Source organism: Roseibacillus persicicus, assembly GCF_014651675.1.
Lineage (GTDB): Bacteria > Verrucomicrobiota > Verrucomicrobiia > Verrucomicrobiales > Akkermansiaceae > Roseibacillus > Roseibacillus persicicus.
This window is the reverse complement of the sequence record NZ_BMXI01000003.1, coordinates 33,459-51,124: the sequence shown is the minus strand read 5'-3', so window position 1 is coordinate 51,124 and position 17,666 is coordinate 33,459. Positions and strand designations below refer to the sequence as shown.

Below are 17,666 nucleotides of genomic sequence, written 5' to 3'. Positions count from 1 at the left end.
TTACTTCTTTCTGTTCTTCTTTCCGCCGCCCCCTCCGTAGTAGGGATGACCGTCGAAGCCGGTGTAATCGGGGTCGGTCGCACGAGGATCTTTTCCCGCTACGAGACGCTCCTGCAAGCGGAGGCGCAGCTTTTTCAGGATGGCTTCCGCCTCATCGGTGCCCGCGATGTTGTGGATTTGGTCGGGGTCCTTTTGCAGGTCGTAGAGTTCCTCCGCTGGACGCTTGGCAAAGCACAGATTGTAGGCGCGACGATACTGCTCGTTCAGGTCGCGATTCTCGATGATGTCCTTCTTGCTGGGGCCTCCGTCACAGTCGGCATACCACTGGCCGGGAATATTTGTGAGCTCGCTATCTCCCGTTCCCATGGGCCACAGCTCGGGCTGATAGTTGCGAATGTAGAGGTAATCGGGAGTGCGCAAAGCGCGGGCGGGGTAGCCTCCCATGTTGGGTTTTTCCTGGGCGGGCACATGACGCTCGCGCCCAAAGATGATGTCGGGTCGGCCTTCGGGATCGAGGCGGCCGGACTCCTCTTTCATCAGCAATTTGGCAAAGCTCTTTCCGGAAAGATTGTCCGGAATCTCGGTTCCGGTGGCCTCTAACAGAGTGGGGGCAATGTCGATGAAGGAGACGAAGTCCTCCAGCGAGCGCCTGCCCTGGACCCGGGCTCCCCAGCGCACCGCAAAGGGGACCCGCACTCCCGAGTCATAGAGATTTCCTTTTCCGCGGGGAAAGGGCATCCCGTGATCGCCCGTCATCACGATGATGGTGTTTTCTAACAGGCCGCGCTCTTCCAGTTCGGCAATGGCCTCTCCGACCAAGCTGTCCCAGCGCTGCACCTCGAAGTAATAATCGGCGACGTCATTGCGGATCACTTCGCTATCGGGAAAGTGTTTGAAGAGGTGGGCCTTGGCGGGGTCGATGCCCGCTTTTTTTCCAGACCCTTTCACATAACCGCGATGGGGATCGCTGGTCGCGAGCCAGAAGCAGAAGGGTTGTTCGACTGCCTCTTTCTGCGCGAGAAACTGTTTGAAGTTCTTGTAGGTCGGACCCGCGGGGTCGGTGCCGTGATGCGCCTTCCAGTCCTGAATTCGACCCGGCCCCCAGGTCTTCGGCGGGTTTTGTCCGATGGCGTAGCCCGCATCGGCAAGGAGGTGAAGGAAGCTCTCGTGCTCCACGGGGAGGGTGGACCAGAGGTTCGCGCCGGGACCGAGCTGCCAATGATATTTTCCCGTGATCACTCCATTGCGACTGGGCGTGCACGAGGGGCTGGTGGTGTAGACGTGATGAAAGAGCACTCCCTCGCGAGCCAGTCGATCGAAGTTCGGCGTGGCTACGCCTTCGTCACCATAGGCGCCCGCATGCGGCCAACCCCAGTCGTCGGCCATGCAGAACAAAATGTTTGGGCGATTCTCCGCAATGAGTTCGGCGGTGAGCAGCAGTAGGGTCAAAAGAGGACGCATGCTGACCATACGCGAGGGGCCCTAAGCTTGTGTCAAAAACTCCCGGACGTACCCGTTCAAGGACGTCTGATAGGCCGGAGCCTCATGATAGCGGGGAGGCAAAGTGTGAATCTGGCAGTTTGGAAGCGCGCTCGCGATGGCGTGCGCGGTGGTCTGGGGATGGAGTTCGTCGCGAGTGGTGTCGAGAACCAGCACGGGGTTTTGAACCTTGGAAAGTTCGTCGAGCGAGCTGAAGGGGCGACTCTGCCACATCTTGAATAACACCTGCGTGCTGGCGGCATCCTTGCGGCGATCCAACAGCGCGGTCACGGACTCCGCCACCGGAACGTTGGACTCCACCATTTCCTGATAGTCGGGATGAAGGGCCAGATTCATGGTCGCCTTTTCTTCTCCGGATTCCTGCAGCCACTGACCCACCCGGGCCACGAGACTGAGGTGCGGCGGCTCGACTTCATCCAGCCAAGAGGGACGCAGGACCACGATTTTCTTCACTCGCTCGGGATAGCGCAGGGCAATGTTCAGCGCGATTCCTGACCCCATGGAAAGGCCGCCCATGTCCGTTGATTCGATCCCCAAAGAATCTAACAGTTCAATGACGAGGTCGGCGAAATAGTCGAAGGAAAACTTCTCCGGATCATAGTCCAGGGACCCGCCATGTCCGGGTAGGTCGGGAGCGATCAGGTAGTGCTCGGGCAGGCCAGTCAGCGCGGAAGTGATCTGTTGGCTGGACGCCCCGAGACCGTGTAGAAAGATGAGAGGGGGCTTGTCGGTGTTTCCAATGAGAGAGTGAGCGAGTGGCATAGAGTGGTTAGGACGGAGGGACCCTAAGGGACTTTCGGGAGGTCCTGCGAGAATTTTTGCTGATCGATGAGGGCCCGAAAGTCTTTCGCAATCAGAACGACTCCGACTAACAGGAAGATGGTGGTGACCAAATCAATGGCACTGAGTCCCAACCAGATCAGCTGAATGTCTTCGTAGTCGATGTAGTAATTTTTTTCAAAGTAACTGATTGCGACATACAGCAGACTGATTCCCATCTTGCCGATGCAACAGGCCAGAAGGAGAAGCGGGCCAGCGTTTCGGGTTTTTCTGAGGAGTAGGATACTGGCATAGATGCCAATGACCTGAGCCAGCGCATAGACAGCCGAGTGGATATAGGAGAAGTAAAGGTCGAGGAATTGGTCGAACATGGCCGCCTGCTAAGTTGCCTCTTTTGCTTCCGTCTGACGATCTCAATTCGCCCCTCTGCGAACTTCTTGGGTTCCGTTGGCTGATAGGTTTTATCAAAAGTGCCGCGAACATTCGGGGAGGCTCCCCAGACATTCGCGGCACTTGGTGATTCTTGTTCGACAACTGTCTGTTGCCTCTGGATTCGTCCCGGACTCCTCCAGAGGTCGGAGCAAATCCTTACTCCGCTGTCAGTTCTTTAATGCGGATGTTGCGATACATCAGTTCCGCCCACTCGGCCTGGATTCCGATGCGGCCTTTCTCGAGGGGAACGGTTTCGCCGTCCGCGTTCTTTTGGGTGAAGTTCGAGATCTCGTGCACCACGACGCCATTGAAGATGAAGGTTGCCTTCTCCGAGCCATGGACGCGGATTTCCATCTCGTTCCACTCGCCCTTCGGCTTCTCGACTCCCAAGTTGGTTGGGTAGGATTTGCCGTTCTTCACCTCGCCCTCGGGATGGTAGTAGCCATCCTTCCGCTTGGTGTCGACGCGCAGATCTTTGCCCAGTACAAAGAGGTCGCCGGTGTGGAAGCGTCCTTCCGCTCCCTTGCCGTGCTTCTTGTCACCGGGGGATTCGCCAATCTGCATCTCCAGGCACAGCGGCCAAATTTTCTTCAAGTCGCCATGGACATGAAAGAGCAAGCCCGCATCGCGATCATATTCCTCGCGAGGCGCGAAACGCTTGTCCAACCACTTGTATTCCATCTTCAGGATGAAGTGGCTGTATTCCTTCTCGGTATTGAGGCAATCGGTTTCCTGCTTCGAGCCTGCCTCGCGACCGGCATAAACATGAATCGCCTTTTCCTCTTCATTGACTGAAAAGGCTGATTCCTCCCCAGCCAAAACCCGGGCCGAAGTCCAGCCGTTGAGAGTTTTGCCATCGAACAAAGGCACGAAACCTTCCTCCTCCGCAAAGGACGGCAGGGCGGAAAAGAGACCAACAACAAGGAGAGAACGGAGCGTATTTTTCATCAGTGCAACTGCTACCCTAGCGCCGCAGAAAATCTTGCAAAGCATCGTCGCGAGGAAAATTTGCGCCGAAAAATGTTAAGTTGGGGGAGGCTTCATTCGCGATGGGCCCCGCTTCTGACAATCGGGCCTACGCCGCAATTCCCCGGATAAAGGTTTCCACAAAGTCTACAATCTTCTGGGTGAGTCGTTTCCTCGTCGGACTGCGCTCTAGAATTCCAACGGGATGGTCGATGATGTTTACAATGTCCGGGTCGATGAGAGCCTTGTCATCGCGGTGAATCAGCCCTCGCTCGAAATCAATGTTTTCCAGAATGGAGGCCTTCTCCGTCTGGTTGTCGGTCTTGACCTTGTCGTAAAGGTCAAGATAGGTGCTACGATATTCGGCAAAGCGCTGGGCGGGGAGGGGAGGGTCATCGTCTTCGAACTCGGAAAACGATTCCAAGATGTTTCGCAATCTCATTAACTTGCGAAAAATCTTCACGAACTTCAAACTGCCCAACCTAGCCTAATCCGTCACCGAGGCCCGCTCGTATCCCTGTCCGATCAGTTGGGCGACGAGGTTGTCTTCAAGGACTTGTTCGGATTGAGTGCTCATGCTCGATGCGGGGGCAGTTTGATGGTGGTGAGGAGGAGAAAGAGTGGGCGGTTGATGAAGAAGTTGGTGCGCCCGATCTTTTGTTTATGGAGAAAGCCCGCTTCGGTCAGGAGGCCGAGATACTTGGTCGCAGTGGGGCGGGAGACTCCCAGCTCCTTTTCGATGAATTCGATCTTGGTATAGGGATAGCGGAAGAGGTTATTGAGCAGGTCCTGACTGTAGATTTTGGGAAAGGCTTCGCGAATCTTGGTCTTCGTCTCCTGCATGAGGTTACGCAGCTCTGTGATGAGGGTGACTTCACTGCGGGCGGCGCGGGAGATGCCGGTGAGCAGATAGACGCACCATTCTTCCCAACGGTTTTCTTCGCGCACCGTTTGGAGGAGCCGGTAGTAGTCGGACTTGGTCTCGTTGATGTAGCGACTGAGGTAGAGAATGGGCAAGTCAAGGAGGCCCTCGCGGACGAGAATGAGAATGTTGAGAATCCGACCGGTGCGGCCGTTGCCATCGTAGAAGGGATGGATGCTCTGGAACTGATGATGAACGATGGCCATGCGGAGGAGTGGATCGAGAGAATCATCTGCGTGAATGAAGTCGATGAGGTTGCCCATCAGGGCAGCCACTTCGGTTCCGTCCTGGGGAGGCTCGAAGATGGTTTCTCCGCTCACGGCATTGCATAGCACGGTGCCGGGAACTTTGTGCAGGCCCGCGCGGTTTTGCTCCACCTCGGCCTGCACCGCCAGAATGGTTTCGAGCCGAATCAAGCCGCTTTCCTTCACTCGAGAATAGCCCACTTTGAGCCCCGAGAGATAGTGCTGCACTTCCTTCGCCGCTATCCCGACGGCAGAGTCCACTTGGGAGGCATAGAGCTCATCGTGAGTGGTGATGATGTTCTCGATTTCCGAACTGTCTTTCGCTTCTTGGATCGAGAGCGTCTCGGCCAGAATTTGCGGATTTGGCAGCGCCGCGCAGAGTCCTTTCAATTCTGCCAAATCCCGATGGGCGGTGAGTAAGGCCTGCCAGATCTCGCCCGAATTGAGCTCGGCGAACTCAGGAAGGGGAAGTGGAGACAGGCTGGCCATAGGCTGTGGAGGAGTAAAAAAAATAAGGACTTTCTTTCCGTATGGCAGACCATGTGTAAAGAAAGTTGTATTTTCTTATCCCTTTTAGGTCGAGGTGGAAAGATTTTAAGGGAATGTTTACATGAGAGGCTGCGCCTCAAGGTCTGATCGATGGCAATTGGTCAACCTTGAGCCAAGGACTCACTAACTGGACGAGTCACCGGCAGTCAGACCATCCTCGCTCTGAGCTAGAGGGGCTAACTTTAGACGTGTTTAGACGTCTAAAACAGGCGCCCGTTATGGGCAAGTGTCTTGTATTCAATGAGCTAGAATTAGACGTCTAAACAATCGTTAGCCGAGCTCTAGACGACTTTAGCTCCCGAAATGTCCTTCGGGGAATCATTCATAGTAGAACTAAGTTCAAAGATTTCTGATTCGTCTGACAACGCCAGCTTGTTCAAGCTGCAGCTGTCCAAACCAGACCTACAAGGCTCATTGAAGTCCAAACTGAGCTTTGACTTCTCCCTGTCCGATAAGGGTGCGGTGTTTACTGTAATCCTGAGCCTCCCTTCTTAGTCGTCCCGCCAAAATCGCGGGATGAATCGCCAATTGATTGGCAGCTTTGCGAATCTCTTTGGCGGTAGTTAGATGCCTGACTTCTTCCCAGTCTTCAGGAGTGATGAACTGATTGAGAGCAAAGGTGTCTGCCTCTTGTTCGATCTTTTTCTCAGATGCAGAATCGATGTCGGTATCGACAAATCCTTGAGGGTTCGAATCTAGATGTCTGCGGACATGGCCGAGTTCGTGGAAGAGGGTGAACCAAAAGTTGTCGAGCCGATTGTGGCGGAGAGAAAGGCCAATGACTGGAAATCCGTCGGGATGCCAAAGAGCTGCTCCATCCAAACGTGTCTTGGTCAAGTGCGGCTCAATCACGACCGCTACCCCTGCCGCAATCAGACGATCACGAACAAGCAAAGGACCCGAGTCCATCGCGCTAAGAGCAGTCAATTGAGAGAACAGCGCCTCATTGAGATTTTCACGGCTGTAAGCTCCACGCTTCATTGTCTTTGCATGGTCCAATACTCGACAGCGCCATGCCTGAACGGCAAACTGATCGATGTTAGTTTTCCCTTTTCCTTGTCTATTAAAAGCTAGGAACAGCTCCTTCTCTCGGCCTCGGAAAAAGGTGTGGAGAAGCTCTTCCGCTCGCTCCTTGATCTCCGTGACCTTCTTTCCACACACTTCGGGAAAGTAGCCTGCCTTGTGCATTTCGTTGAATGGGAAGCTCGCAACATCGATTTCTTCAGGCAATTCTTTCTGTTCTTGGAAAAGAACATTGAGAGGAATCTTAAACTCGTGGTGAAGAGCTCGAATCATCTTGAGCGTCAGCTCACGTTTGCCGGACAGGATTTCCGACACTCGCGCCTTGGAGCCAATGTAAGGCACCAAGTCCTGTTGCTTGAGGCCTCGATCCTCCATTACGTAGCGAATCACCTCTGCGGGTGAAACCTCAGGAAGGGTGACCGTGCGCTTTTCATAATCTGCGATGAGGAGGGCCAAGAGTTGAATTTTTTCATCCTCCTCAGACCCCTCAGGAGGGTCGCTCACCATCAGCGCTTCCAATTCGCGCTTGGCTTCCTCGTGTTCTTTGGTGGTCTTGATGATTTTCATTGTGTTGTGGGTTCGTTAGTCGAGTTTCCATCGGTCGTACTCGGCGTGAGTTCCTATTTTTTGAATGAGTAGGATTCCATTGCGGTAGCGTGCCAAGACGACCAAGCGGTAGTTGTTGCCTCCAATATTAAATACGATGCGGTTTCCCGAGAGGATGTCCGCCGAGCGAATGGTGTCTTTCACATCCTGCGGGCTTTTCCAGTCGGCTCCTTTGGCCATCGCAAGCCAAGCACCAAGAGAGGTCCGGGCATTGGCATGCTTACGGATGAACTTCTCGATTTTATCCGCTGCGAGGACCTCCATGGGATGAGACTAGTCTATTCTTGGAAATCTCAATAAGAAACAAAAATGTTCCACATTTGGGAACTTTTTCTGACGTTGGGCAGAGATTGTGAAATTAACTCTTGTGCGAGCGGCTTCGATCCTTTTGGATGATTCCCATCCAAGAAAAAGGACAGGTGCTTGTAACACCTGCCCTTTTTTCCCGAAAATATTCCAGCTTCAGCGGGAACGTTCCGAGAGTTAGTCTGAGTGGACTGCACTTTTATTGGCCGTGATGGTCAGGCGCGTCAAGGATGAAGCTGGGTTTAATCCTAGGATTATGCCAAATAAGAAAAACGTCCATGTTGTTAAGCATGGAGAAGACTGGGCCTGGAGACGTGAGGGATCATCACGTGTCTCAGGCATCGCCCCTACGCAAGCTGATGCTATCAAAGGAGGTCGGCAAGCCTCTCGCGCTGGTAAAGGCGAACTCTTCATTCATCGTCCTGATGGTCGCATTCGCGACCGAGACAGTCACGGGAATGACCCAACTACGAGCCCTGGTTAATCAAGATGAGAAAGAACTATAACATCTCCTCTCGCTCGGATATGAGGCGGTTTGAGAAAGACCTTCAAAAGGAAATTCTCAGCTCCGCCGAGGAGGGAGTCCGCAAGAAGCTTGGCTCGACTCTGAGCAGACAACTCAAAGTCAAATGCGATGGTCGCTCGAAAGTCACGGTAGAAGGCCCTGACGATCTTATTCAGCAGGATCGGAAGCGGCTTTCGTAAACAAAAAGGCTGCAAGCAGGGCCGTCGGAGAAATCCGATGGCCCTTTTTTCGTTATACGAACATTTGCTGGAGGAGGCCGCGTTTGAAGGTTTGGGTCTCGGTGATTTGGGTGGCGACGGTTTCGATTTTGCGGTCGAGGGCTGTGAGGAAGTCGGCGATTTTGGTTTGTTCGGCGAGGGAGGGCTTTGGGATTTTGAAGAGCCTAATACTTTGAAAGTTGCTCTCCATGCGCGCGCCTTTTTCCGCCAGCTTGTGGAAGAGTTCGGTGGGCTTGAGGAAGTAGCCGAGGCGGCCAATGGATTCTTCCTGAATGGCGGTGAGCATGGCCTGTCCCTCGGCGGTGTTCTCGTCGATTTGGTCGAAGGTGAGGCCGTCGTTCTGGAGGATCTCGTCGGCGAAGAGGTTCATGCGCTCGGAGAGGTATTTGTAGAAGATGAAGCCGAGGATGTAGTCGCGGAATTCATCGGCCCCCATCTTTCCCCGCAGGGTGTTGGCAATGTCCCGGAGGCGGGACTGGAGGTTCTTCTTGTGGTCTTCAGACATGAGTGAAAAGGTGTTTGCGAATGGGGCCAATGAGCCCTTAGGTTCGCTACCGCAGGGTGAGGAATCGAAGGAGTAATGTCGATTCGGGAGTGAGTCTGGAGGGACAGGCGGACCGGTTTCGCCCCTGTCGGCCTGGAGCCTCAGGGTGATCGCGCATGTTAGGCCGCCCCTCTGGGGTTCCAAAGAGCTGCGCCGGGCGAATTGGGGCTGCTGGCTTCAGGGGTTAGGCCTCAAGGCGCTCCCTGGAGTTTGACCTGGCGTTTGTAGATGTGGTCGGCGGTGGCGAGGTAGAGGGTTTGGCGGTTGGGGCCGCCGAAGGTGAGGTAATTGGTGCGGCGATCCCCGGGATGGGGGCGGGGGATGATGAACTTGCTACGGCCTTCGTCGTCGAAGATTTGGATCCCGAATTCGGTGCCGCAGAGCAGTTCGCCGGAAGCAGCACTCGCCATTCCGTCGAGGCGGCCTTCGGTCATGTCGTAGGGAAGGTGGGCGTGGAAGTAGGGCTGCTTGTCCTTGACCGAGCCGTCGGGATTGATGGTGTAGTTGTAGATCATGTTGCCGGTGAAGTGGGCGACGTAGAGCCGGCTGTGGTCGGGGCTGAGCCCGATGCCGTTGGGGCGTTGGAAGTGGGGGTCGGCGGGTTGGCGCTTGCCGGTGGTGAGGTTGACGTGCCAGACCTTGTTGTTGCCAGGGTCGGTGTAGTAGAGATGCCCGTGTTTGGTGACCACGAGGTCGTTGGAGCCCGTGCCGCTCGCGACCACGTCCCACTTTCTACTAGAAATCTCGTAGCTACGGATTTCCTGCGCGCCGGAGGAGGCGAGGTAGAGGGTCTTTCCATCGGGGGAAAGAGCCAGCCCGTTGGCGCGGCCGGTGTCGTCGGAGAGAAGGGTCTGGGTGCCATCGGGGGTGATTTGATAGAGCTCCGAGTCGGGGACATCGGTGAAGTAGAGGGTGCCATCCGGAGTGACTTGCATGCCTTCCGCGAATTGGTGTCCGGTGGTGATGCGCTCCCATTCCTCGCCCTCAATCAGCCAGTTCTTGGCCGGGGATTGCGAGTTGGCGACGTGGGTTGTGACTGGGGTTTGGCCGTGGTCTTTCCAGAGCCAGCGCAGGGCATCGGGTAGGATGGCGCCGGAGTGCTTGTGATTGTGCCCCTCTTCGCCCCACTGGTGGCTGACCTCGTAGCCGGACCATTGCAAGGCGCTGAGCATGGTCTGATTGGCGAGGAACCAGTTGCCGTAGGCATTGTCGAGGTCGTTGGAGCCGTCTTCCAGAAAGATGCGCAAGGGCTTGGGTTCGGTTTTGCGAATGAGGGTAGGGTAGTCGCCGCCACTGCGGATATCGACATAGGTGCCAATGGCAGAGAAGACGCGGCGAAAGGCGTCCGGTCTTTGCCATGCCGCGGTGAAGGCGCAGATTGCTCCCGAGGAGGCCCCGGCGATGGCGCGGTCGTCGGGATAGGAGGAAACCTTCAGTCCGTGTTCACTCTCTAACAGAGGAATCATTTCCTCGATGAGAAAGCGGGCGTAGCGGTCGGTCATGGAGTCGTATTCGAAGCAGCGATTCTTGCGGGGCTTTCCGCCTTCGATGGCGGCGGAAACGACCCCGGGATTGATGAAGAGTCCGATGGTGACGGGCATCTCGCCAGCCGAGATGAGCTCGTCAAAGCGCTCGGGCACACGGTCCTGTCCCTTGGGATTGACGTAGGCGTGACCGTCTTGAAAAACCATCAGGCAAGCGGCTTGGGTGGCGTCGTATTGTTCGGGAACGTAAACCCAATAGTCGCGTTGGGTGCCGGGAAAAATGTGGGAGTCGGTGAAGGAGTGTTTGGTGACCTTTCCAGCTGCCAAGAGTGGGGTGATGAGTAGGAATAGGATACTGAGGCTGCGCATAAACGAGTTTTACGTCATCGGCTTCCTTGAACCTACAAGCAAAAGTCGCTCTGGCATTTTTTGTTTGTAGCCCGGTATCGAGGCCAACTTTTGCGATGAAGAATCATGAATCCTAAAAAGAGAAAAACCCGCCCTGGTGAGAGGGCGGGTGAGAGGGGATCGGTTGAGCCGAAAAGAGTCTTTGCCAAAGATCTAACTGGCTTCCTTCTCGTGTTTGAGGAAGGAGAAGAGGCCAACCACAAAAAGGATAACGAGGAAAGCTACTCCCAGCATCCCGGCGGGGAAGCTGCCGAGCTTTTTGCCATGAATGGCCCAGATGGAACCGAAGGTGGCGATGGTGGTGGCGGTGATCATCAGGGTGTTCCAGATGATGCGCGCTTTGCCTTCAGGGCGCTTGTCACCGAGGACCTTCTTGGAATTCATCAGAAGTAGGAAGGTGAAGTAGGCAATGGGGATGAGCGCTCCGCCAATAACGGAAGTGGGGACGGCGAGGTAAGGTGCCGCTCCACCCCAGACGAATGGTCCGAGGGAACCCGCGCCACCAGCGATGAGGCAACCGAGGAAGTATGGCCACTTCTGCGCGATGAGGCTTCCGCCTTTGGCCCCGGCCGCGGCAGTTTGCTTGGCGAGGAGTTCGCGGAAAGCAATGCCGTTCATCAGCATGAGAATAATGATGGTGGAGACTGCCATTCCGAGAACCCCGACGCCGAAGATCTTTTGGGAAACGGCTTCGCCAGCCAGAGGTTCGAGAGTCGTCGCGAGGGCGAAGGAGTCGCGGCTGACGAGCATTGCGGCCAATTCGGTGTCCACTTGGGTGGGGGACTCGAGGCCTTTGAGGGTCTTTTCAACCACTTCGACCATTTCGGGACGAGGGGTTCCATCGGCGAGTAGCACGTCATCCACTTTGCCATGGAACTGCGAGGCGGCGGCGATGACCACGCAAGAAGTCGCCAGGAAGAAGGGAATGAACAAGCCAATCGACAGGTCGACAATGGAAAGTCCGCGATGCTTGGCTCCCCAGCGCTTCTTGAGCAGAGTGTAGGGAAGGAGCCAGGTCATGTTAATGCCAACAGCAGTGCCGAAGGCGGTGAAGATGCGGTCCTTTTGCTCACCGATGATGCGCTCGTTCCACCAGGTCGAATTGGAGGACTGTTCAATAAGCCCGGTGAAGACGGAAGCGGGGCGATTGAGCAGAGAGAAGTCGGGGAGGTAGCCCGAGAGGATTTCACCCCAGGGCAGGGCACCGTTCTTACTCAAGGTGACGACCACCAGGAAGAAAGAGAGAACGATGATTGCGACCATGACCTTGATAATATTGTCGAAGACCTTGATGCCCTTGGCTCCCGCCTCGTATAGAAAGTTGACGTAAAGACCGATACCGAGAAGGACCGCTACGATGAGCCCCTTGGGGACAGATGCGGAAAAGAGGTTCTGCTGAATCGCTCCGGTCGCCAATGCGAACTGGGGCATACACCAGACGATGTTGGCCAGGATGGTGGCAAAAATCCAAGAGTAGCCGAGGAGGGGGGAAAGGTTGCGGTTGATCTGTTGGAAAGGCTTTTGCTCAGTCGCCAAGGTTACGTAGGCAATTGCCGACAGCATGATGATGCCGCAGATCATGGCGAGAGGCTGCAGCCACATCAGGCCGTATCCGGAGATGATGCCCATGTAGAGGGCGCCGGCTAGAGAGCCGCCACCCAAGGTGATGGCTCCTTGGAGCCAGCCGGGGCCGGAGAGCTTGGCATAGGCCCCAAACTTTTTCAAAGGAGGGGCATCGGCTACGGATTCAATAATTTGGAGTTCGCGGTCGTGTTGGTCGGGCATGGTTTTTTTGTGAGAACGTGTTACCCACGTTTTTGAACGGATTTTACAGGAATGAACAGATTAAGATTTTCCGATCTCGGATGAAGGAGGGTTAGTAAAGATGTCTTGAGTATTTTTTAAAATGATTGTATGGCGGATGAATGAGCGGAGCTTTCAAGTTGACCATTCTGACACTCGCTGTGGTGTCTGGTTTCGGTTGCAAGCAGATCAAAAAGAGTCTGAGCGAGTTCGCAAGTGCGGGCGAAGAGATGGCCGCTCCCGCTCTACCGGATTCCGAGTCATTGGCCGGAGTGGATGGTTTGCCGGTGGTGAAGCGTTTCTCGACCATCACTCCCTCTACGATGCTATCGTTCATCGCGGCGGGTGATCGGATCTCGGTAGTGGAGTTCTATTCTGATACTTGACCACCCTGCAGAAAGCTTTCCTCCGTGATGGGGAAACTCGCAAGTCAGGGCCAGCCCGGGGTCCAATACGCCAAGGTCGATCTCGGTAAAAATCCGCAGATGGGACAGGAATATGGAGTGAGAAGCATTCCCGATACCCGGATCTTTCATAACGGAAAACAGATAGGAAAATTCGTGGGCAGCTGCAGCGAGAAGGTCTTGAAGAATATGGTGACGAACTACCTGTCATCCGTGCGGCCGGTGGAAACAGCTCCGAGTGAACCGAGCTCCAATCTTCCAGAAGAGGGGCAGGAAGCGCCCGTAGCCGCTCCGGTGGTGCCGGCGATTCGACCAGCGGTGCAGAATGACGGTCTGCCACCGGGGATTCAGCGGATTCCTGCCCCTTGATACTGCGGGCGATCCGGTGTTAGCTACTGGCAACAATGTTTGAGGTTCGCGAAAAGCCCGACCAAGTGGAACGGGCGCTGTTGGTCGGTTTCTACTTTAAGAGTGATGAAGAAGCAGAGGCTCGGGCCCTGCTGTTAGAATTGGAAGAGCTCGTCGATACTCTAGGGATTGGGGTCGTCGGGATGGAGCTCATTCGAGTTCGCGCCCAGCACAAGGCCTTCATCTGTGGCACGGGCAAATCGGATGAGGTGGTGGAACTGGCGCGGGAGAAAAACTGCGACTGCCTGATTGTGGACAATGGTCTGTCGCCATCCCAGCAACGGAATTGGGAAGGGAAGGCGGGCATCACGGTGATCGACCGTGAGGAAGTCATCCTCGATATCTTTGCCAAGCGGGCTTCCACCAAGGAGGCCCAGTTGCAGGTGCAGCTGGCCCGGATGGAATATGCCCTGCCACGAATGGCGAAGATGTGGGGACACCTCGACCGCGAAGGAGGCGGGGGGGGCGGAGGCGGCGGCGGAGCTTCGCGAGGAATGGGAGAGCAGCAGATTGAGATCGATCGCCGTCTCGCCCGAAACAAGATTACCCAGATCAAGAAAGACCTGGAGATCGTCCGTCGTCAGCGGGCCACTCGCCGCAAGGATCGCGATCGCTACGATGTCGCTTCTTCTGCCATTGTGGGATATACCAATGCGGGAAAGTCTACTTTGCTCAACAAGCTCTCGGGTTCGGAAGTTTACGAAGCGGACCAACTCTTTGCGACCCTGGATCCCACGACCCGTCGCATCGAGCTGCCCGGAGGCCAACCTCTTCTTCTAACAGATACTGTTGGTTTCGTGCGCAACTTGCCCCACCGCCTGGTGGAAGCGTTCAAGTCGACGCTGGAGGAAGCTGTGCTTGCCGACTTTCTCATTCATGTTCTGGATGCCAGCGACCCGGCGGTGGAGGTCTTTTACCGCACGACTTTAGGAGTACTCGAGGAATTGGGAGCGGGGGACAAACCGGCTCTGACCGTACTTAATAAAGTGGATCGTCTGGGAGTGGGGGCGGAACTGACTCGCCTGCGGGAAAGCTTCCCCGATGCCATTGAGATATCAGCTCGAACGGGATTCGGGATGGAGGAGTTGATCAAGGCTGCGGAGGGCCAACTGGCCGACCGGGTGAGAAGACGAATCTATCGTGTTCCACAAAGTCGCGGAGATATGGTCAATCTGTTGCATAATGAAGGAAAAGTCATCAATACGGACTTTGAGGGCAACGATGTCATCGTCACTGCGGTGGTATCCCCAACATTAGATGGAAGATTAAAAGAATTTCTGGAAGAAAAGGCCGGTTGAGAACGTCACACAGTTATCAGTGACTTGGCACACTGCCCGCAGTAATTCTGAGGGCAGAGCGAAATTTTTTAGAATGTTTTGTGTTTCTTAAATAAATTGCTAGTGTCTCCCTACCGACTTTTCCCTCCTCATGAAAACTTTTCTGATACCCCTTCTTCTGCTCACTCAATTGGTCTCTGCGACGGACCAGACCCTCGGTGAAGAACGCGATGCAGCTGTCCGGGTCCAGATCCTCTTGGATCAAAAAATGTTTGGGCCGGGCTTCATCGATGGAAAGCCCGGCACCTTCACCAAGCGAGCGGTTGCCGCGTACAACCGTTCCATGGGGCGGGCGGAGGATGACTTGGTGGCGATCCAGCTGGAGGCCGACGCTCTGGTTTCCGCCACCTATGTGACCGCGACCGTGCCTCGTGATGCCAAACGGTTCGTCAATGCCAAGTTACCCACCAAGCGTGAGGAGCAGGCCAAGGTCAGTGCGTTGAGTTATCGTTCATACTTCGAGTTCATGGCCGAACGATATCATACTTCAGAAGATGTTCTTTATGAGTTGAATGGGCGTAAAAAAACATGGGGTGTTCTCCCAGGTAAAACCTTGGTGGTGCCGAATGTTGAGCCTTTCAAGATCGAAGATATCAAGCCGGGTCGTATGCATAGTGGTAAGAATAGTGAACTGTCGAAACGTCAGGTCATTATCGATACCAAGGAAAAGCAGATACAGATTTATGAGCCGATTGACACTTCAGTGGCGAGCAACGGAGAGGCGATCTCCAGTGGGGAGACCAAGTATCGACTTGTGGCCAGCTTCCCGACCACGCCGGGTCAGGAAAGATATATCCACCGTGGGACTTGGACCCTCCGCAATGCAATCGAGTGGCCGACCTGGCGCTACGACAAGCAGCTTTTGAAAGAAGGAAAGCGCGGTAAGGAAGCTCTCAACATCCCGGGAGGTCCTAACAATCCCGTTGGGGTGCTGTGGGCCGGGTTGAGCAAGAGCGGCATCGGAATTCACGGAACTGATAGTCCACGCACCATTGGCCGGTCGCAGAGCTCGGGTTGCTATCGCCTGGCCAACTGGGATGCGGTTCGGATTCCCCAAGTCATTCGTCCCGGCGCGACTGTGATCGTCAAGTAGGGGTCGCGTGGCGCGCATCACTTTTCGGTGCCCAACTCTTTTTCGACCCAGGTCTGTTAGACCCCTTGGACTTCGGAGTGATCACCGTTGAGGCTGGTCTCCCGAATTGAAAAAAGCTCTTCGAGGTGAAGAGCTCTGGATAAGGAGATACCTCGAAGCTCTGTTGGTCAGGCAAGGGCCAGAGCACCTCGGGAGCGGAGGCTCATTGGAACAGGGTTGCAGCTTCGCCTTCCAGCGGGAAACCTCCGGAGCGGAGTTTCTTGAAGAGGAGTTCGCCGTCTTTCCGAATTTCAAAAATACCACCTTGGCCGGGAATGAGGGTGATTTCCTCGTTCGACACGGTCTTGATTTCAGCCGACACCCGGTCGGCTTCTGGGAGGTAGTTTCACTTAGCGCAATATTCGATCTCGATCATGGTTCGCAAAGATGCCGTGCATCCTGGATTTTGCCAAAGATTTTTGCGCGCGAAGTCAGTTTTGATTCTGGCTTCGTTCGGTGATGAGAGACTGGGTCAGCTCCTCGAGTTCTGCAGCCCGACGGGCGGTTGCACCCCAGCGGGCGCAGAGTCCAATCAAACCTGCCGCATAGGCCAGGCTCCCGAATAGGGAACCGAGCCCTGCGATTGCCATGAGGACAATTCTCATCGAGGAGCCAGTTCCTCTAGCCATCGGCGCGGTGCTCCCGAGATTGCTGTAAATTATCGCCATGGAAGCAATCATTCCAGCGAGACCAATGACGACGAGAATACTTCCAATCAGCATCATCCACGTCGCCCAGAACGCCTTTCCCCGATGGGCGAGAATGCCAGCGATCAACATCACTACGGGAATGATGAGATAAATAAGGAGAGGGAGAATGCTGACCATGGGAGAATCTAATCGAATCTTTCGGAATCCGGCAAGCTCGCCAAGCCCCCGGAGACATGGGGCTTACGGACTGAGGGGGACCTTGCGCCAATGGGTAGGAGTGTTTCAATTCTTGGATTTCGTACGAGATCTGTGCGTGAAGCTGCAGTCGACTGCCCGGGAAAATGCCCCGCAGAATCTCCTGTCAGGCGAATTTGGCGGTTGGAAGCGGAGAGGCTTTTTCTTTCTTTGTAACTACATTGAGTCTCAGAGGTCTGCAGTCTTGGAGCCCGGCAACGAAGGGAAGAGGAAATTCCTGTAGCAGTCCCCTGCTCATAGTGAACGAGTTACAAGAAAATAGACAAAAACGACTGAATACTGCGGAAAATCGTCAAATTTGGCACGGCATTCGCTAAATCGATGTCATGTACGAAACACCAAATCGGGTCGGACTTCTCTTAGACATGGACGGAGTCATTTATCGCGGCAAGGAGCTGATCGAGGGGACTGCATCCTTCTTGGAAACCATGCGTCGGATGGGAGTGCCCTACCTTTTTCTCACCAACAATAGTCAACGAACCCGTCGGGACATTGTGAAGAAGCTGAGCCGGCTGGGAATTCCTTCTACTCCGGATCAGATCTTTACCTGCGCCATTGCCACGGCACGCTTTCTCGCCCAAGAGAAGCCCGAGGCCACAGCCTTTGTAATTGGGGAGAATGGTCTCGCCAGTGCCTTGCACGTGAACGGAATTTCAGTCGTGGATGACGATCCGGACTACGTGGTGGTGGGTGAGGGCCGGAACGTCAACTACGAGATGGTAGAGGCTGCGGTGAGGATGGTTGCCAAGGGCGCCAAGCTGGTCGCGACCAATATGGACTTTTCCTGTCCGACCGAGTCGGGGATTCGGCCGGGTTGCGGAGCGATTGTCGCCATGATTGAGAAGGCGACCGGAATCGAAGCCTTCAGTGTTGGAAAGCCCAGCCCCGTCATGATGCGGATGGCCCGGAAGGAGCTTGGACTGCGCACGGCTGAAACCGTGATGGTGGGCGACACCATGTATACTGATATTCTCGGGGGGGTGCAGATGGGATATCGCACCGTGCTGGTGATGAGCGGCCATACCCGCCGTGACGAGGTCTCCCGCTATGCCTATCAACCCGACCTCATCTCCGAACGCTTGTCCGAAATTCCGTTGGAGTGGCTCACTGGTACCCGCGCAGAAGAGAAGCTGGTCGCCTAGTGCCATTCCCGCGCGCTGCTCGCGAG

General features: G+C 55.1%; 17 protein-coding genes and 2 pseudogenes. 6 read left to right on the top strand and 13 right to left on the bottom strand.

Going from position 1 to position 17,666, the window contains the following annotated elements:
* From IE099_RS04195 to IE099_RS04160, 8 genes are all read right to left on the bottom strand, one after another.
* Complete coding sequence (locus IE099_RS04195; protein ID WP_229809380.1) at nt 1-1,461, bottom strand: sulfatase family protein; 1,461 nt, start codon at nt 1,459-1,461, stop codon at nt 1-3.
* 21 nt (nt 1,462-1,482) lie between these two features.
* Complete coding sequence (locus tag IE099_RS04190) at nt 1,483-2,262, bottom strand: alpha/beta fold hydrolase (RefSeq protein ID WP_189567645.1); 780 nt, start codon at nt 2,260-2,262, stop codon at nt 1,483-1,485.
* A 23-nt stretch (nt 2,263-2,285) separates the two neighbouring features.
* A complete protein-coding gene (locus tag IE099_RS04185) occupies nt 2,286-2,651 on the bottom strand; it encodes a hypothetical protein (RefSeq protein ID WP_189567643.1) in 366 nt (121 codons plus the stop codon).
* Nucleotides 2,652-2,868: 217 nt separating this feature from the next.
* Nucleotides 2,869-3,660, bottom strand: coding sequence for a 3-keto-disaccharide hydrolase (locus tag IE099_RS04180; RefSeq protein ID WP_189567641.1), 792 nt, complete (start codon nt 3,658-3,660; stop codon nt 2,869-2,871).
* A 127-nt stretch (nt 3,661-3,787) separates the two neighbouring features.
* Nucleotides 3,788-4,141 (bottom strand): type I restriction endonuclease subunit R, EcoR124 family, encoded by a 354-nt coding sequence (locus tag IE099_RS04175; RefSeq protein ID WP_268244899.1) that lies wholly within the window; start codon nt 4,139-4,141, stop codon nt 3,788-3,790.
* A 110-nt stretch (nt 4,142-4,251) separates the two neighbouring features.
* Nucleotides 4,252-5,334: a Fic family protein gene (locus IE099_RS04170; RefSeq protein ID WP_189567637.1), complete on the bottom strand. Its 1,083-nt coding sequence runs from the start codon at nt 5,332-5,334 to the stop codon at nt 4,252-4,254.
* 471 nt (nt 5,335-5,805) lie between these two features.
* Entirely contained in the window at nt 5,806-6,984 is a 1,179-nt protein-coding gene (locus tag IE099_RS04165; protein WP_189567635.1) for an ImmA/IrrE family metallo-endopeptidase, read from the bottom strand.
* Nucleotides 6,985-6,999: 15 nt separating this feature from the next.
* The gene (locus IE099_RS04160) at nt 7,000-7,287 is read right to left on the bottom strand and encodes a type II toxin-antitoxin system HigB family toxin (protein ID WP_189567633.1); all 288 of its coding nucleotides are present in this window, start codon (nt 7,285-7,287) and stop codon (nt 7,000-7,002) included.
* 253 nt (nt 7,288-7,540) lie between these two features.
* Here IE099_RS04160 and IE099_RS21060 point away from each other — a divergent pair, with 253 nt between their 5' ends.
* A complete protein-coding gene (locus IE099_RS21060; protein WP_345778121.1) occupies nt 7,541-7,813 on the top strand; it encodes a DUF2188 domain-containing protein in 273 nt (90 codons plus the stop codon).
* A gap of 273 nt (nt 7,814-8,086) precedes the next feature.
* Here IE099_RS21060 and IE099_RS04150 read toward each other — a convergent pair whose 3' ends face one another.
* From IE099_RS04150 to IE099_RS04140, 3 genes are all read right to left on the bottom strand, one after another.
* On the bottom strand, nt 8,087-8,578 hold the full coding sequence (locus IE099_RS04150; RefSeq protein ID WP_189567630.1) for a type I restriction-modification system subunit M N-terminal domain-containing protein: 492 nt from the start codon (nt 8,576-8,578) through the stop codon (nt 8,087-8,089).
* A gap of 230 nt (nt 8,579-8,808) precedes the next feature.
* Nucleotides 8,809-10,470 (bottom strand): SMP-30/gluconolactonase/LRE family protein, encoded by a 1,662-nt coding sequence (locus tag IE099_RS04145; RefSeq protein ID WP_189567628.1) that lies wholly within the window; start codon nt 10,468-10,470, stop codon nt 8,809-8,811.
* Between the two features lie 192 nt (nt 10,471-10,662).
* On the bottom strand, nt 10,663-12,294 hold the full coding sequence (locus tag IE099_RS04140; protein WP_189567626.1) for a divalent metal cation transporter: 1,632 nt from the start codon (nt 12,292-12,294) through the stop codon (nt 10,663-10,665).
* A 140-nt stretch (nt 12,295-12,434) separates the two neighbouring features.
* On the opposite strand from IE099_RS04140, the gene IE099_RS04135 reads away from it, so the two are divergent.
* The 4 genes and pseudogenes from IE099_RS04135 (at nt 12,435) to IE099_RS04120 (ending at nt 15,554) form a co-directional block, all read left to right on the top strand.
* Complete coding sequence (locus IE099_RS04135) at nt 12,435-12,698, top strand: hypothetical protein (protein WP_194598366.1); 264 nt, start codon at nt 12,435-12,437, stop codon at nt 12,696-12,698.
* A 15-nt stretch (nt 12,699-12,713) separates the two neighbouring features.
* A pseudogene (locus IE099_RS04130) lies at nt 12,714-13,085 on the top strand (thioredoxin family protein); the annotation flags it as partial.
* Nucleotides 13,086-13,120: 35 nt separating this feature from the next.
* A complete protein-coding gene (gene hflX, locus IE099_RS04125; RefSeq protein WP_189567623.1) occupies nt 13,121-14,422 on the top strand; it encodes a GTPase HflX in 1,302 nt (433 codons plus the stop codon).
* Nucleotides 14,423-14,552: 130 nt separating this feature from the next.
* The gene (locus IE099_RS04120; protein WP_189567622.1) at nt 14,553-15,554 is read left to right on the top strand and encodes a L,D-transpeptidase family protein; all 1,002 of its coding nucleotides are present in this window, start codon (nt 14,553-14,555) and stop codon (nt 15,552-15,554) included.
* 202 nt (nt 15,555-15,756) lie between these two features.
* Here the strand turns inward: IE099_RS04120 and IE099_RS04115 are convergent.
* Both IE099_RS04115 and IE099_RS04110 read right to left on the bottom strand, forming a co-directional pair.
* Nucleotides 15,757-15,927, bottom strand: a pseudogene (locus tag IE099_RS04115) (Rdx family protein); the annotation flags it as partial.
* 97 nt (nt 15,928-16,024) lie between these two features.
* Nucleotides 16,025-16,420 carry a hypothetical protein gene (locus IE099_RS04110; RefSeq protein WP_189567619.1) on the bottom strand — a complete coding sequence of 132 codons (396 nt, stop codon included), beginning with the start codon at nt 16,418-16,420 and terminating at the stop codon, nt 16,025-16,027.
* A gap of 404 nt (nt 16,421-16,824) precedes the next feature.
* Here IE099_RS04110 and IE099_RS04105 point away from each other — a divergent pair, with 404 nt between their 5' ends.
* Nucleotides 16,825-17,640: an HAD-IIA family hydrolase gene (locus tag IE099_RS04105; RefSeq protein ID WP_229809378.1), complete on the top strand. Its 816-nt coding sequence runs from the start codon at nt 16,825-16,827 to the stop codon at nt 17,638-17,640.
* Nucleotides 17,641-17,666: the final 26 nt, after the last annotated feature.